This is a genomic window from Xenorhabdus budapestensis (assembly GCF_002632465.1).
In the GTDB taxonomy this organism is placed as follows: Bacteria; Pseudomonadota; Gammaproteobacteria; order Enterobacterales; family Enterobacteriaceae; genus Xenorhabdus; species Xenorhabdus budapestensis.
In genome coordinates, this window is record NZ_NIBS01000012.1 from 82,497 (window position 1) to 98,669 (window position 16,173).

13 protein-coding genes are annotated in these 16,173 nt (G+C 44.1%); all 13 read right to left on the bottom strand.

Annotated features, from left to right (window positions below; all coding sequences use genetic code 11):
• Positions 1-59 precede the first annotated feature (59 nt).
• Positions 60-386 (bottom strand): hypothetical protein, encoded by a 327-nt coding sequence (locus Xbud_RS20540; RefSeq protein WP_244589936.1) that lies wholly within the window; start codon positions 384-386, stop codon positions 60-62.
• A gap of 187 nt (positions 387-573) precedes the next feature.
• Positions 574-2,895, bottom strand: coding sequence for a peptidoglycan glycosyltransferase PbpC (gene pbpC, locus Xbud_RS12040; RefSeq protein ID WP_099136314.1), 2,322 nt, complete (start codon positions 2,893-2,895; stop codon positions 574-576).
• A 134-nt stretch (positions 2,896-3,029) separates the two neighbouring features.
• Complete coding sequence (locus Xbud_RS12045) at positions 3,030-8,081, bottom strand: alpha-2-macroglobulin family protein (RefSeq protein ID WP_099136285.1); 5,052 nt, start codon at positions 8,079-8,081, stop codon at positions 3,030-3,032.
• A gap of 197 nt (positions 8,082-8,278) precedes the next feature.
• A complete protein-coding gene (locus Xbud_RS12050; RefSeq protein WP_099136286.1) occupies positions 8,279-8,707 on the bottom strand; it encodes an enhanced serine sensitivity protein SseB C-terminal domain-containing protein in 429 nt (142 codons plus the stop codon).
• Positions 8,708-8,911: 204 nt separating this feature from the next.
• Positions 8,912-10,237, bottom strand: coding sequence for an aminopeptidase PepB (gene pepB / locus Xbud_RS12055; RefSeq protein ID WP_099136287.1), 1,326 nt, complete (start codon positions 10,235-10,237; stop codon positions 8,912-8,914).
• A 171-nt stretch (positions 10,238-10,408) separates the two neighbouring features.
• Positions 10,409-10,603 carry a Fe-S cluster assembly protein IscX gene (gene iscX / locus Xbud_RS12060; protein WP_099136288.1) on the bottom strand — a complete coding sequence of 65 codons (195 nt, stop codon included), beginning with the start codon at positions 10,601-10,603 and terminating at the stop codon, positions 10,409-10,411.
• Between the two features lie 27 nt (positions 10,604-10,630).
• Positions 10,631-10,966: an ISC system 2Fe-2S type ferredoxin gene (fdx, locus tag Xbud_RS12065; protein WP_038267871.1), complete on the bottom strand. Its 336-nt coding sequence runs from the start codon at positions 10,964-10,966 to the stop codon at positions 10,631-10,633.
• A 2-nt stretch (positions 10,967-10,968) separates the two neighbouring features.
• Entirely contained in the window at positions 10,969-12,816 is a 1,848-nt protein-coding gene (gene hscA, locus Xbud_RS12070) for a Fe-S protein assembly chaperone HscA (protein WP_099136289.1), read from the bottom strand.
• A gap of 122 nt (positions 12,817-12,938) precedes the next feature.
• Positions 12,939-13,460: a co-chaperone HscB gene (hscB, locus tag Xbud_RS12075; protein WP_099136290.1), complete on the bottom strand. Its 522-nt coding sequence runs from the start codon at positions 13,458-13,460 to the stop codon at positions 12,939-12,941.
• 32 nt (positions 13,461-13,492) lie between these two features.
• Positions 13,493-13,816 (bottom strand): iron-sulfur cluster assembly protein IscA, encoded by a 324-nt coding sequence (gene iscA / locus Xbud_RS12080; RefSeq protein WP_099136291.1) that lies wholly within the window; start codon positions 13,814-13,816, stop codon positions 13,493-13,495.
• Between the two features lie 124 nt (positions 13,817-13,940).
• The gene (iscU, locus tag Xbud_RS12085) at positions 13,941-14,327 is read right to left on the bottom strand and encodes a Fe-S cluster assembly scaffold IscU (RefSeq protein ID WP_099136292.1); all 387 of its coding nucleotides are present in this window, start codon (positions 14,325-14,327) and stop codon (positions 13,941-13,943) included.
• Between the two features lie 24 nt (positions 14,328-14,351).
• On the bottom strand, positions 14,352-15,566 hold the full coding sequence (locus Xbud_RS12090) for an IscS subfamily cysteine desulfurase (protein ID WP_099136293.1): 1,215 nt from the start codon (positions 15,564-15,566) through the stop codon (positions 14,352-14,354).
• 49 nt (positions 15,567-15,615) lie between these two features.
• Positions 15,616-16,110, bottom strand: a complete 495-nt coding sequence (iscR, locus tag Xbud_RS12095) for a Fe-S cluster assembly transcriptional regulator IscR (protein ID WP_099136294.1) — start codon at positions 16,108-16,110, stop codon at positions 15,616-15,618.
• Between the last annotated feature and the right edge of the window lie 63 nt (positions 16,111-16,173).

Sequence of the window (16,173 nt, forward strand, 5' to 3'; positions counted from 1 at the left end):
ATTTTCACTGTATAACTCAGTTTAAGACAATGTGGGATAAACCTGTTTTCAGTACTCAATTACAAAACGGTATCTTTCACGCATTGAATAAAAGGTTTGAGCTGATCTTGCCTTTTCTCATCCAATGGTTTCTTAGTTTCATCAGAAACTTCAAATTGCCCTTTAAATTGTTCATTACTGTCTTTCGTTGTCTTATCAGATGTAACAATAATGCTAAAGGTATATTTATGCCCTTCGGGCAATAAATATGTACATTTTTTCAATGCACCAGGATTCACTGATTCTTTATTTGCTATTTTATTACCAACCTCTTTGGCTAGCTTATCAGCCAAAGAGAGCGGAGCATAAAATAACTCCAAAAGTACGGCATATGAAAATATTTTCATTTTTATTTTCTCACTGGTTAAATTGACATAACACCTAATAGATAGATTGCAACTTATTGATTAACCATCTTTAAATTCCAATATTTTCAACGCAAAAAATAGTAGTAAAATTATTTTAAAACCAAAAACACTGTTAATATCATGTTTATAAAAGAATATTTATCCGATTTCACAAGTCATTACCTAATCACTGCAACACAAAATTAATTACACTGATTTGTCCACTCAAATCTAAAACACTCAGTTGATATTTCCCTGGGCGTGATAAGGTTTTAACCCACTGCTGGTTATTTTCAGTCACAGCGACTTGCTCACCATTCAAAAACCACCATTGTTGCCCGCTACCACCTTGTGTTGCTATTCGCAAATCCAGCGTCTTTTTTCCCGGAATACGTTTTAGAATATCGCCCTTACGGACACCTACAATCAGTAATGGTGCTTCATCTATTTTCATCGGAGGGCATTGAGGGTTAATTACTGGCAACCGGTTTAAACGCCGCTCTTTTTCCGGTAACCATGCTTCCAATGCAATCGGCCACAGAGCTATTGTTTCAGATCTGGCATCAGGACAATCAGAAGCAACACGCAAACCATTTTTATCTATCCATATTCGTTCGTTGATACCTGAAATCGATTCCTGCCCCTCCGCTAACAAGGTTGGGGGGATTGTATTATCCAAAATCCAACTCAAATGACGCTGACGGCAATTATTGTCTTCTCTCTTAAGTACAGTGCCACCTGGCCAACAGATAGCTGCCTGACTAACACTTTCCGGTCTCGGATCAACAGGAATATACTGCGAACCATAATGCAAATTTCTCATGAGTAATCCATTTATCTGGTTCATGATAGGGATCGCTGTAGCATAGCCAAATTGCCCCACCACTGGCGTTCCATCCGGCCTTCCCACCCAAACACCTATGGTATAATGAGCATTCAGGCCAATAGCCCACGCATCACGATAACCATAACTAGTGCCTGTTTTCCACGCTAATGGTACTTCAGCAGGCAGCACACTATCCGGCAATGGGCGACTTTCTCCCGCCATAATCCTTCTGACAATCCAGGCGGCCCCTGCCGTAAAAATTTGTCTGTCCCGGATCTTCTGCTGCGGGGTAAAACGCAACGGAGAGACTTTCCCCTGACGGGCAAAAGCACTATAAACAGAAACCAGTTGCTCCATACGAACTGATGTTCCACCGAGTATCAGTGCCAGATTCGGTTCACTGCCCAATGGAAAATGCAATACCATACCTACATTGCGCAAATTAGCAGTAAATTTTTTAGCACCATATGCTTCAAAAAGCTGTACTGCGGGTAAATTCAATGAACGCACCAGTGCTTCGCTGGCACTAACCGGCCCATTAAACCCACTATCAAAGTTTCCCGGCCGATAATCATCAAAACGTCGGGGAACATCCTGCAAGAGAGATTCAGCATGAACTAATCCGTCATCCAACGCCATTGCATACAAAAAAGGCTTTAGTGTAGACCCCGGAGAACGCCATGCACTGACCATATCAACATGGCCGAAACGACTGTTATCCTGAAAATCCACCGAGCCAATGTAAGCCTTGACTGTCATATCCGTATGATCAACCACCAGTACGCCAACAGATGTTTTTTCTGCCAGTTGATACTTCCAGTTAAGCACCAAATCTTCCAATTGACGCTGCAATCCTGTGTCAATAGTGGTTTGGATCACTTCCTTTTGAGTTCCCTGTACCATTCTCCTTGCCAGCAATGGAGCAAGCTGAGGAACCTGACGGGGAGCAAGCCATAGATTTTCCTCTGCTATATCTGCTACTTTTTCTGCTGACCAAACGCCATATCGTTTCAATCGCTGCAATACCTTATCACGGGCAGCCTGAGCCCGTTCCGGATAGCGATCCGGCCTTAAACGACTCGGAGCTTGTGGCAATACCGCCAGTAATGCCGCTTCACCAGATGAAAGATTTGATGGCGGCTTCCCCAGATATGCCCAACTTGCTGCTCCAACGCCTTGCAATGTGCCACCAAATGGTGCTCTGTTTAAATACATCTGCAAAATTTCATCTTTGGAATAATGCCACTCTAATTGCAGGGTGTACCAAATCTGTTTTAATTTCCCTGTAACAGTACGTGGATGGGGATCAATCAAACGGGCAACCTGCATAGAGATAGTACTGCCTCCTGATACAATTTTTCCGGCACGTATATCCTGCCAGGCTGCCCGCAATAATGAGATGGGATTAATCCCAGGATGCTTGTAAAACCAACGATCTTCATAGGTTAACAGAGCCTGAATATATTCAGGAGAAACTTGCGACAAAGTAACGGGATAACGCCAGACTCCTTCATTGTCAGCAAAACGCCATAGTGGTGAACCATCTGCTCCGATGACAACGCGCGCCATTTTGACGTTTCTTAATGGCAGTGACCAAATTTTATCAGCCAGCCATAGGGAGGGAGGCAGAATCAGTAAAATTAGCAGAGGGATCAGATAAATGCGGCGGAAGAATCTTCTCATTAAAGCTGTATCCATAAAATTCAGCCCTTATATCCTTCATCTTTCGAGTTGCCTCTTTGTTGGCTGCAAAGCAACTCGAAATCTATTGGGTATATACCCTATGGATTTCATCGGAAATAAGGGCTGATTCGTGATTAACGCACAACCTCCAACCTTTCCTCTGTTTCACCTACTGCTCGCCAAACCGGCACATACATAGATTCAACTTGTGGTGCTGGCACCTGATAAACCCCCGGTGCAACTGCGCGGGCTAAATAGAGCAAGGTAACTGGTCGATAAGGATCAATGGAGACAGCGGCAACAAAGCGATCATCGCGGTATTCAATATGACGAATATTCGCCATCTGCATATCGTTAATAACCTTTTGCAGAGCAGTAGCGCTTTCACTCAGGCTGGCACTGCTATGCGCCAGATTTTGGTTCTCAATTTCCAACCCGGCAGGCAATAAATCGACAACCAGCGCATCCGATACAGGTTCTGTCGCACTGATTTCCAATTTCACGACCATCATCTCACCGCTTTTCAGGCGATCCAGAGAATAATTTTCACCATTCAAATCAAGATAGGTACGCTTGATATTCAGAATGTTTGAATAAGGTTTTGGTGCATGCAATGGATAACCCACCACACTCAAACGTGAATACAACATACTCTCACCACGGTTACTGATTTCAATACCTTTCAGGATCTGTTTCGCAGTCAATGCTTCATTTAATGCGCTATCACGGTTAATCGGTGGTATTTGCTGACTAATGACCGCCTTCCAGAACGGCTCGCCGGTATCAATAAAATAGCGCCCAGCCAGATAGATGGCATTGCTTTCCTGTGTAGAGAAGTAACGATGCGCCGATAACTCATTAGATAAACTGAGTAGTTTTTCATCACGTTCGTTCAACATTATCTTATTTTCAGTCAATAGAGCAACAATCAAGGCATTGTCACGGATTGCGCTACCATAATCATGCAACCTATGACCGGATTGACGGGATTTATTCACACCTGAACGAATCGCTTCATTACCACGGGTATCATCCCCCATCATTTTCAGTGCGATCCCCAATTGCACCAGAGACAAACCGTTACCAGCCCGCCCTCGTTGTTCATAGAGTTGTCTTAAGCCACTTAATGGCGCTTTTTGCTGGCTTGCCAAGACCAAACCCGCATATGCCTGTACAGAAAATTGTGTTTCACTGTGTGAACTGCTGTAACGATCGTTGATAATATTTTTATCCTGCAAGTAACGCAGAAGCCGGTTATTAGCAGTCTTCAGAGCATCAGCCGGGATACTGTAACCTTGTTGATTGGCACGGAATAAGAAATCTGCCGCATAAGCCGTCAGCCAGAACTCTTCCTCGCCATTACGATCCCATAACGAGAAACTGCCATCATGACGCTGCATACTCAGCAAGTGAGTAATACCGGCATCAATGGCTGCTCGCCGTTTTTCGTCACTTTGTGTATTGATACCCAATTTTTTCAGTTCGGCTTCATTGGAGTAGAGTGATGGGTAAAGCCCACTGATAGTCTGCTCCAAACAGCCATATGGGTAAGCATATAATTCGCGAATATAACGTGCGATTTGCAGTGGCGGTCTGCTGGTCAGTAAGAGCTGTCCCTCCAGTGTTTCTGGTATCAAATCAGCGATAGTCTCTTGTGGTAACTGCCACTCTTTGCCTTGTTGGATAACATCATCAAACTGTATGGTTGCAGCAGGATGTGCCGGACGAACAGCAATTTTCCAGTTACTTGTATACTGTTGCAGTTTTTCGTTGGGCACATTCAATCCATCAATTGTGAGGAAAATTTCCCCTTGTCCAAACCCATGATCCGCTTTGACCGGAATTTGAATGGTAGTCCGTTTTCCTGTTTCCAAAATGATTTTTCTACTTACTGGGTTTTCTAACTTTATCAATCCAGTTGCAGTGAAATTGAGTGTCAGTACTTGCGGTTGTTCAGTTAAATTGGTGAGATCTAATGCCAACTGAGATTGATCGCCGCCGGCCATGAAACGAGGTGATGACATCTGGCTAACAACCGGGGCTGCGACTATAACTTTACGCTCACTGTATCCGAATTCGTTATCGCTCCATGCTTGTGCCATCAACTGGAGTTCACCATTAAAATCAGAGATAGGTAAGGTAATTTCACCTTCTCCATTAGCATCCAAGGTGATTGGTTTAGCTTGCTCGGCAATGATATTAACTTCTGTTAGCGGTTTTTTGCCCCCCCTTTCGAGAGTATTTTCATCACCATCACCACCAAAGCGTAAGTTCGCTTTACGTCCTTCAGTTTCAATTAAATGACCATAAACATCATACTGATCAACGCTATAACGTTTACGCCCGAAGAATGCTTCATAAGGATCTGGGGTCTTGAAGTTAGTAATACTGAGTACACCTGAATCCGCAGCAGAAAGCAGAACATAAACTTGCTTTGGCAATTCCTTACTTGCTGGCTGATCTTTACCCTTCTGAAGTGTTGCCTTGAGTTTGATTTTAAAATCCTGATTCGGGCGTATTTTATCTGGCGCGCTCAGTGTCAGATTCAGCTTACGCCCTTCGTCCATCAACGGCAGATGCAATACGCCAACTGCCCGTTTCGATGTTGCCTGACGATTTTTATCTCCCGGCCGTATAACAACCGCGGTCAGATACAAATCATGGCGAGCCCACGATGGATTAATGGGTACATCAATATCCAGACCTTTTGCCGGAACATCAATTTCCTGCCACCACAACGGGCCATCACTGGATTCCAGCAGTAAGTAACCTTTACCTGTCTGTGGTGCGAGCATATGCAGTTTTACTTTATCACCTGGTTTATACGCGGGTTTATCCAATGAGAGTTTGACTTGGTCCGGGCGGATTGCACCTGTTCCATCCGTATTATCCTGCCATGAATAACCTGCCCAGAAATTCAGGCTGGTTACAAGCTGATTTTTCTGATCCACTATTTCAATGCGGTAAGAACCCCATTCAACCGGAAAACTGACTTTTGCTGTACCATTTTCCGCAATTTGGACAGACTCATCTGCCATCACCAAATCTTTCTGGTCATATCCCGAATCCCAACCGTTACTGTCTGACCAACGCCAGTAATAATCCCGACGTTCATATATCAGGCGAGCTCTCAAATCATTTGTGGCATATTTCTTACCATCAGCATCCGCATAAACGATATCAAACTCTGCCAGTGAGTTTTCATCAACGTTATAGCGATTTTCATCACGACCTGTACGGTAATTATAAATAGATTTTTTATTGAAGAGTGGGCGTATACCAACCAGCTTGTCAGCAGGCCAAACAGCTTGCTCAGCGCGACGTGTCACCGGACGCCCACCAGATTCGAGCAAACTGGCCTGTACGATAACTTTTACCGGAGATGCTATATATTTCCAATTATCATCACTGACAGAAATGGCCGTTTTTCCTTCACTATTTAACGTCAAGTCGAACTCATCCAGAGTTCTGCTCAATCCCTCTTCTTTCGAGGAACCAAACTCATACCCTGATAATTTCGCCACTGCATCACGAGCTGGACGCATAAACAATTGGCCTTGCAGCCGATTCTTAACTGCTGGTGCTCCATATAGGTAACGACCAGCTACGGCAAAATTAACACTTTTATTTTTCAATACTGGTCTACGACCATCATTTCCCTCAATTTCCAATGCCATACGTTCAGGCATAAAGTCTTCCACATTAAATTTGTAAAAACGCGGAGTATTGTCACCTAAATCAAAACGCAGTGACCACATGCCTGTTTCTGCGGTTTGTGGGATTGGGTAACGATACTGATAGAGTCCATTTTCAGGTTGCCAGACAAAACTGCGCACAACCTGATTATCCGCTTTCAATACATCAACTTTTACAGGTTGGGGCTTCAGCGAACGACCATCAGCATCACGCAGTAAGCCATTCACAATCAGCGTTTCTCCTGGGCGATAAAGATCCCTTGGGCCAAACACAAAAAACTGCTTGCTATACCCTTGTGCGCCGCCGATATCAAATTCAGACAGATCTAACGCAGGATATGACAAATCGATCATACTGGTTTGATCGCCCTGGATTGCCAACAATAATTTTGCCTTAGCATTTTTTTCCAGCGGGGCATGACCATTATCGTCTGTCATATTCTTTGACAGACGTTGTCCCTTGGCATCCAGCAAACGAATTTCAACACCTTTCAGGCTGGAACCTTGTTTCAATGATTGTGCAAAAACATCTATCCGATTTAGATAGCTGTGCATTGAGACACCGATATCACTCAGAGTAAATAACATACTGGGGTTACTATAGGTATATTTTCCGGCCTGCTGCATGACAGCCAGATAAACACCACTTTTTTGCAATACCTTAATATCATTCAATGGCAATAATAGTTTTTCACGAGTGTTAGGTGCCGGATTCAGGTCAAAACGTCCGGTATAAACTAAGTCAGCATGCTTCAGGAAATTTTCAGAATCCCAATACTCCATACTGTTTCGGTATTGCCAATCGGCGATGAATTCAGGTAATGATGTCTCTTTAATGCGGAAAAAGTTGACATCAACCTGATCAACATTGAGTGCCAAAACGGGTAAACCTTCTGCTGTCTTACTCGGTAGAAGAACTCCCTTGCTGGCAAAACCAACGGTAGGTTTAATGGGAGCAGTCTGGAATTTTTTCTCATAGAGACTTGCTAGTTGACGCCCATTAATGCCTTTTAAACCTTCATCAACAGTTAGTTGTAATTCACGATCAGGCGGTAAATGACGGAGCCTTAACTCCATCTGGTTATCAGACAGTTCCCAGGCACCATCCAATTTTCCGGATTTCACATCAACCAAGTGGACTTTATGAGAGAAATTCTGGTCAGTCTGCAAAGGAACAGAAAACGTCACGACCATTGCACTGGCACCATCCAACTGTAACTCTGAGGCATCTAAGATAGTGACATCTTTACCCGCATAACGTTGTTGCGGTAATTGAGGTGCAGATGATTGAAGTTTCCGTTTTGCAGTATCAGTTGTTTTTTGTGTCATTGAAACTGTCGGTTTTTCTGATTTTCCCGTATTTTCATCGTCCTGGGATTGATCACATCCAGATAGGGTACATAGCGCAAAGAATGCAAACAATGTAGCAACTATTAATGTGATGAAGCGCTTTCTCCTTGCTGCCCATTGCCTCAGTTGATATTGACGCATAACCGTAATCCTTATCGTTTACCGGCTGGTTTGGGATAGTATTTTTATAGATATTTATCCGAATTAGGAATCTGTGATTTCAGATTTTCGAAGCCTTCCGCAATATTTTTAGCTTATTGCAGGAAAATGACAAAAAGATGCCGGATAAAACTCATCATCACACGATCCCTGAGTTGGTACAGAACTTAACTTTTTATTTACTGATTCAGTACAGGAATGGTATCCCTCAGCCAACTGCCTAACTTTCGCTGATAAAAAGGCTGAGTATGCTGGATCAGATAATGGCTAATCCCACTATCCTTTTCATCAAGCAAACAAAAATCCACCGATTCCTCTTCACTCAAATACTGACAAGCTATTTCACCAGCGGCCTGAATAAGCGTACTAATGTCATTATTTGTGGATGCTCCACTCAGTTCTAACCCAATAAGCAGATTGGGTTTTTCATCCTGTTTTTTATCGTGCACCATAACCAGAAATGCCCGTCGTACTGGCTTATGTTGCTTCAATAAATTACTCAAGGCCTCAATAAGATGAATAGGCTGTTCTTCTGGTTGGCTAAGAGTAATACGGCTTCCACTCGGAACCTCAATTTCAGTGGCAACAGCCCCGTTTGACAAGCTCATGAAAATCTCCGAACACATATTTGTACTGAAGTTAACAACTTGAAGTTAACGACCATTGAAAGGCTCAATCATAGCCTCCCCATAAAAGGGAGGCCAGATAAGAAAGGCAATTTTAAAATGAGTTTGGTGTCACAACATTTTGTACATAAAAATCCTGACATTATCTGATGGCTTACAAGCTACCTCGCCAAAAACACTGTATCCTTATTTTGCTTTTGTCAGCAATAAGTTGGCGATGGTGCGCACTCCATACCCTGTCGCACCTGCTGACCACTGTTCAGCCGCAGATTTACGGTAGGTCGCTGAACAGTCGATATGTACCCAACCTTTTTTGTAATTTTCTACAAAATGAGACAGGAAAGCAGCCGCAGTACTTGCGCCTGCTGAATGAGAAGGCGCAGCAATGTTATTCAAATCAGCAAAATCGGAGGGCAATTGACTACGATGGAATTCAGCCAATGGCAAACGCCAGAATAGTTCATGTTCTGCATCCGCTGCTGCCAATAAATCCGCCGCTAGTTGATCATCAAAACTGAGGACAGAATGGTAATCATTACCTACTGCAATTTTTGCTGCTCCAGTCAATGTTGCAGCGTCAATGATTAGTGACGCATTTGCCGCACTGGCATTAATCAAACCATCAGCCAATACCAGACGCCCTTCTGCATCAGTGTTCATGACTTCAACAGTTTTACCATTACGATAACGAATGATATCACCCAATTTGAACGCATTGCCGCTGACCAGATTATCAGCAATACATAAGAATAGTTTTACACGCTGTTTCAGGCCACGACCAATCGCCAGCGCCAATGCTCCTGACAGGAGTGCTGAACCTCCCATATCAGATTTCATGGAATCCATGGAATTAGAAGGTTTCAGACTATATCCCCCTGAATCGAAGGTAATACCTTTACCGACTAAGCAAGCGAATACAGGTTCGTTTTTATCTGTCGATGGATTGAAATCCAATTCCAGAAAAACAGGAACACGGGAGGAACCACGACCAACAGTATGTACACCAACATAGCCCTGCTCACGTAACGCATCGCCTTTTATAATGCGGTAACTAATTGCAGTTCTCGCTACACCGTTAAATAAATCAATGACACGCTGAGCAAGCTGCTCCGGTCCCAATTCTTCTGCTGGAATATTGATGGTATCACGCACCCAATCAATGAATTTGATCCGGTGCTCCAGCTCTTGTTTTTCCACTGTGCTCAGTTGCGGCCATTCAATAGTACGCCGCCCCTTTGGTGCCCGGAATCCCAGCCAGAATGCCCAGCTTTTTTCCAAATCCCAACCATCACCAGCCAAAGCGACATTGGAGATACCTTGTCCATTAATTTTTCGTCCGGCGCGTTGGATAGTCGCCAATTTACTACTTATATCCGACTGGCTGTCTGATAAATGAATTGTAATTCCCTGATCATTCGAACTGATTAGCGCTTTTTCACCCCAGCATGCTTTAGCTGGCTCATAAGACAGAGTTATCGGCATGATTTGCGCTGGTATAACGTGCTTTGTCATTTTCTTCTCTCTTCTTATTTTATTTTCACTGTTTTTACAGCAAGGGCCATGAATGCAAAAAAACTGGCAGTTGCCAGTTTTTCATTAAATGCAGACTATGCCAAGTGATTGAACAAGAATTGGTGAATTTGCACTTTTTTTCGCACTAATTGTTTGTGTGACTGATTTGCATTACTCAAATTCATCCAACCAAACCAGCAAAATGGCTTCTAATATTTTTTCGTTGGACTTTTCCGGATCGTCATCAAAACCATCTAGATCGCAAACCCATTGATGCATATCGGTAAAACGCACTGTCTTAGGATCTAAATCCGGGAACTTATCGTATAGTGCTTCGCCAATATCACGGCTATCAGACCATTTCATTTTCTGTTCTCCTGTTTAGTTCTCAGATCAGTGCTCACGTGCATGGTTAATCGTGTATTTAGGAATTTCAACAACCAAATCCTCATCAGCAACTTTGGCCTGGCATCCTAACCGACTCTCAGGCTCCAGCCCCCATGCTTTGTCCAGCATGTCATCTTCCATTTCAGAGCTTTCTTCCAATGAGTCAAACCCTTCTCTGACAATACAATGACAAGTAGTACATGCGCAGGATTTTTCACAAGCATGTTCTATTTCAATGCCATTACGCAGTGCAACATCCAGAATCGATTCGCCTTCCTTAGCTTCCAATACTGCGCCTTCAGGGCAAAGTTCGTTATGAGGTAAAAATACAATTTTAGGCATAATTAAATCTCATCCACAGAATGGCCCGCCAAAGCCCGGCGGATTGATGTGTCCATGCGACGCGCAGCAAATTCCTGCGTTTGTTTGTCCAATTGTTTAATTGCACTTTCAATCGCATCAGGAGATGTTCCCTGAGCACTCTCAATTAATACTTGTACGGCAGCATCAATTGCCGCATGTTCTTCCTGACTGAGTAAATCAGCATCTTTTTCCAGTGCACTGGTTAAACTTTCCAGCACTCGTGCTGCTTCTACTTTTTGTTCAGCCAGCTTACGCACCTGAATATCTTCCTGCGCATTGGTCATTGAATCTTTGATCATTCGGACAATTTCTTCATCGGACAAGCCATAAGAAGGTTTCACCTGAATGGAAGCTTCAACACTCGTCGATTTCTCCAGAGCACTGACACTTAACAGGCCATCGGCATCAACCTGAAAAGTAATACGGATATGAGCACCACCTGCCGGCAGTGGAGGAATGCCACGCAATGTAAAACGTGCCAGTGAACGGCAATCTGCCACCAGCTCGCGTTCCCCCTGAACAACATGGATGCTCATTGCACTCTGCCCGTCTTTAAAAGTTGTAAACTCTTGTGCTCTGGCGACAGGAATAGTGGTATTACGCGGGATCACTTTTTCCACCAGGCCACCCATGGTTTCAAGGCCCAGTGACAGTGGAATAACGTCCAATAGCAACATCTCGCTATCAGGTTTATTACCAACCAAAATATCGGCCTGAATTGCCGCACCAACAGCGACAACTTTGTCCGGATCGATAGAGGTCAATGGTTCGCGATCAAAGAACTCACCAACCATGCTGCGTACGAGTGGTACTCTCGTCGAACCGCCTACCATCACAACCTGTAATACTTCATCGGCAGTAACACCCGCATCTCTCAATGCCCGACGGCAAGCCATTAAGGTGCGTTTAACCAATGGTATGATCAATTCATTTAATTCATCGCGGGTAATACTGCCTTGCCAGCCAGCAATGTTGATTGTCATTGAATCTGCATCACTCAAGGCAATTTTAGTTTGTGTCGCAATATCCAGCAATTGACGTTGCAAGCCGTGGCTATTATCGATGATACCTGCCTGCTTACGGATCCAGTTTGCCAACAGGTGGTCAAAATCATCGCCGCCAAGCGCTGTATCTCCGCCTGTTGCCAGCACTTCAAAGACGCCACGACTCAAACGCAGGATAGAAACATCAAATGTTCCACCACCCAAGTCATAAACTGCAATAACCCCTTCCTGACCCGAATCAAGTCCATAGGCAATAGCCGCTGCGGTTGGTTCATTTAAGAGACGGAGGACATGTAAACCCGCTAAACGTGCGGCGTCTTTCGTTCCCTGACGTTGTGCATCATCAAAATAAGCAGGAACAGTGATGACAACGCCATCAAGTTTACTATTCAAGGTTTCTTCTGCCCGTTGAACCAACGATTTCAATATTTCAGAAGAAACCTGAATAGGATCGACCAGACCTGCCACAGTATTAATTAACGGTAACCCATTTTCACTAGCCTGAAACTGGTAGGGGAGATTCGGATAACGTTGTTGAATATCAGCCAGAGAACGCCCCATCATACGTTTGACGGAACTTATGGTGTTAACAGGATCGGAAACCGCCTGTTGGCGTGCCTGCCAGCCAACTTGAATTTCATCTTTACGGTATTGTACAACAGAAGGAAGCAAGTGACGGTTTTCACTATCTGCTAAGGTCTCAGCCTGACCACTGCGGACTGTCGCAACCAGGGAGTGTGTTGTGCCAAGATCAATCCCCGCAGCCAGACGACGCTGGTGTGGTGCGGCAGATAAACCAGGTTCACTGATTTGTAATAAAGCCATGTGTGCCCCTATAAAAACTCTTTATACCCGTCGTTTTTCAAGTTGCAGCTTTGTTGGTTGCATCCTTAAATCCATAGGGTATAGCTAAATCAGCAAGCGCTATTCACCAAAAAGCGATTCAGCTAAAAATCATCCAGCAATCGTTCTTCCAGTTGCTCGACCTGCTGTTGCAATTTATCCAAAAAGCGTAATTTACGGACAGTATCGGCGGCAATTGACCATTGTTCAGCACCCAGTTGCTGTTCCATCTGCTCAGTACGAGTTTTAATCATTTTGTTAAGGCGAGATGAAAAATCTGCTAATGTAACGTTTGGTTCTGCGCTACGTTCAATAGTGTCAAGCTCTTCACGCAACTCTAATTGCTGCATCAGGAACGCAGTATCCTGCATCGTATGCTGTTCGTTGGATAAATCGAACCCTTGCCGAGACAGCATATATTCTGCACGTTTCAGGGGGTGTTTCAGGGTCTGATAACCATCATTGATGGTTGCTGCTTGTTGAAGTGCCAACGTTTTCTCACGCTCTGGCTGATTGGCAAAACGATCAGGATGAAATTGACGCTGCAACTCCTGATAGCGGGTCGCCAATTGTTGGCGGTCTATCGCATAACGCGCAGGCAACCCGAATAAAGTAAAGTAGTCCATAAGTTACTCTTGGTTTCGCAAAGTGCGGAGGGTTAAACGTTAAAACTTTCTCCACAGCCGCATTCGCTGGAAACATTGGGGTTGTTGAATTTAAAGCCTTCGTTCAGGCCCTCTTTGACAAAATCCAACTCGGTACCATCAAGATAAACAATGCTTTTACCATCAACGATAACTTTCACGCCTTTGTCTTCAAAAACCTGATCTTCATCATTAATTGCATCAGCAAATTCAATTATATATGCCATACCCGAGCAGCCGGAAGTTCTCACTCCCAGACGCAACCCGACACCTTTCCCACGATTGTCAAGAAAAGCTAAAACACGCTGGGCTGCACTTTCTGTCAAAGAAATTGACATACAACACCTCACTTTTAACACTATGATCTTTGAAGTTATGATCTAGGAAATTATCACCTTCAAAACCAGTAAAGGTGGATATTGAAACAATATCCACCAAATTATTTTTTTCTAGCCAAAAGAATTAATTAGCCTGGCGTTTGCTCTTGTAATCCGCAATTGCAGCTTTAATCGCATCTTCTGCCAGAATAGAACAGTGAATTTTCACTGGTGGCAGCTCCAGCTCATTGGCAATCTCTGTATTTTTGATTGCTTCTGCCTGCTCCAGTGATTTACCTTTCATCCACTCTGTTACGAGAGAACTGGAAGCTATCGCAGAACCGCAGCCATAAGTTTTAAAACGCGCGTCTTCAATGATACCGTCATCGTTGACCTTGATTTGCAGCCGCATGACGTCACCACAAGCGGGCGCACCAACCATGCCACTACCTACTGAAGGGTCTTCACTGTCAAATGATCCAACATTACGTGGATTCTCATAGTGATCAATTACTTTGTTACTGTAAGCCATATTGTTACTCCTGAAACCGTCTGATTAATGATGAGACCATTCGATGGTGTTAATATCCACCCCCTGTTTGAACATTTCCCACAATGGAGAAAGTTCACGCAGGCGACCAATCGAGTTATGAATCAACTTAATTGCATAGTCTATTTCTTCTTCTGTGGTAAAACGCCCCAAAGAGAAACGAATAGAACTGTGTGCCAGCTCATCATTCATGCCCAGTGCACGCAAAACATAAGAAGGCTCCAGACTCGCAGAAGTACATGCCGAGCCAGAAGAAACTGCCAGATCTTTCAGCGACATCATCAATGATTCACCTTCAACATAGTTGAAGCTGACATTCAGAATGTGTGGCGCACCCAGTTCCAAGTCACCGTTCAGGTAAACTTCTTCAATATCTTTAATGCCGTTCCATAAACGCAGGCGCAAACCGCGCAGACGCTCTGACTCAGCTTCCAATTCTTCTTTTGCAATGCGGTAAGCTTCACCCATTCCCACGATTTGGTGAACAGGCAATGTACCGGAACGCATACCACGCTCATGACCGCCACCATGTTGCTGTGCTTCAATGCGGACACGGGGTTTACGGCGAACATACAGAGCACCAATACCCATTGGGCCATATAGTTTGTGAGCAGAGAAAGACATCAGATCAACTTTCAGTTTGCTGAGGTCGATAGGCAATTTCCCGACACTTTGCGTTGCGTCAACATGGAAAATAATACCGCGGCTACGGCACATTTCACCGATGGTCACGATGTCCTGAACAATGCCAATTTCGTTGTTAACGTGCATGATAGAAACCAAAATCGTATCATCACGCATTGTGGCTTCCAGCTCTTTCAGATCGATCATGCCATTGCTCATCGGTGAAAGGTAAGTCACCTCAAAACCTTCGCGTTCCAACTGACGGCAAGTGTCCAAAACAGCTTTGTGTTCAGTTTTACTGGTAATAATGTGCTTGCCTTTTTTCTGATAGAATTTTGCTGCACCTTTGATACCAAGGTTATCTGATTCTGTTGCACCTGAAGTAAATACAATTTCACGCGGATCAGCACCAACCAAATCAGCGATTTGATTACGCGCAATATCAACCGCTTCTTCAGCTTGCCAGCCAAAACGGTGTGAACGAGAAGCAGGGTTACCGAAAACCCCGTCCATAGTCAGGTAGTTCATCATCTTTTCAGCAATACGCGGATCAACTGGGGTTGTTGCTGAATAGTCCAAATAAATGGGTAATTTCATTGCTCACATGCTCCGTAAGACTCTTTTAATACTTATGTTTGCCGCTTTTTTAAGCACGCAGGTTAACGTTAATCATCTCCTGAACCCTGCCATTAGCTGTACGGCGCTTATCGCTGTCTTGACGATCAGCAACGTCTAATACTTCTTGATTATTCACTAATTCTTCTAAGCTGATGCTGTTCAGGAAACTCGTGATGCGATCACTGAGATCACGCCAAAGCGCATGGGTCAGACAGCGATCACCGCCCTGGCAGCCTTCCCTGCCCTGACAGCGAGTTGCATCAACAGATTCATCAACAGCAGAAATCACTTCAGCAACGAAAATCTCACCGGCATCTCTGCCCAATAAATAACCGCCGCCTGGACCACGGACGCTAGAAACCAGACCATTCTTACGTAGGCGAGAAAACAACTGCTCAAGATAGGAAAGGGAAATTCCCTGACGCTCAGAAATGTCAGCTAGTGGTACTGGCCCTTCTTGTGAATGCAATGCCACATCTAACATGGCAGTTACCGCATAACGTCCTTTTGATGTCAGTCTCATAACAAAAACTCCATGGTGAAATATGGGAGAAATTGTGACATTCCTGAGTATTTTAGTCAACTA

What these genes read in the sequence shown, in the direction of transcription:
- Xbud_RS20540 (WP_244589936.1), bottom strand. Translation starts at nt 386, where the DNA reads ATGAAAATATTTTCATATGCCGTACTTTTGGAGTTATTTTATGCTCCG.
- pbpC (WP_099136314.1), bottom strand. Translation starts at nt 2,895, where the DNA reads ATGAGAAGATTCTTCCGCCGCATTTATCTGATCCCTCTGCTAATTTTA.
- Xbud_RS12045 (WP_099136285.1), bottom strand. Translation starts at nt 8,081, where the DNA reads ATGCGTCAATATCAACTGAGGCAATGGGCAGCAAGGAGAAAGCGCTTC.
- Xbud_RS12050 (WP_099136286.1), bottom strand. Translation starts at nt 8,707, where the DNA reads ATGAGCTTGTCAAACGGGGCTGTTGCCACTGAAATTGAGGTTCCGAGT.
- pepB (WP_099136287.1), bottom strand. Translation starts at nt 10,237, where the DNA reads ATGACAAAGCACGTTATACCAGCGCAAATCATGCCGATAACTCTGTCT.
- iscX (WP_099136288.1), bottom strand. Translation starts at nt 10,603, where the DNA reads ATGAAATGGTCTGATAGCCGTGATATTGGCGAAGCACTATACGATAAG.
- fdx (WP_038267871.1), bottom strand. Translation starts at nt 10,966, where the DNA reads ATGCCTAAAATTGTATTTTTACCTCATAACGAACTTTGCCCTGAAGGC.
- hscA (WP_099136289.1), bottom strand. Translation starts at nt 12,816, where the DNA reads ATGGCTTTATTACAAATCAGTGAACCTGGTTTATCTGCCGCACCACAC.
- hscB (WP_099136290.1), bottom strand. Translation starts at nt 13,460, where the DNA reads ATGGACTACTTTACTTTATTCGGGTTGCCTGCGCGTTATGCGATAGAC.
- iscA (WP_099136291.1), bottom strand. Translation starts at nt 13,816, where the DNA reads ATGTCAATTTCTTTGACAGAAAGTGCAGCCCAGCGTGTTTTAGCTTTT.
- iscU (WP_099136292.1), bottom strand. Translation starts at nt 14,327, where the DNA reads ATGGCTTACAGTAACAAAGTAATTGATCACTATGAGAATCCACGTAAT.
- Xbud_RS12090 (WP_099136293.1), bottom strand. Translation starts at nt 15,566, where the DNA reads ATGAAATTACCCATTTATTTGGACTATTCAGCAACAACCCCAGTTGAT.
- iscR (WP_099136294.1), bottom strand. Translation starts at nt 16,110, where the DNA reads ATGAGACTGACATCAAAAGGACGTTATGCGGTAACTGCCATGTTAGAT.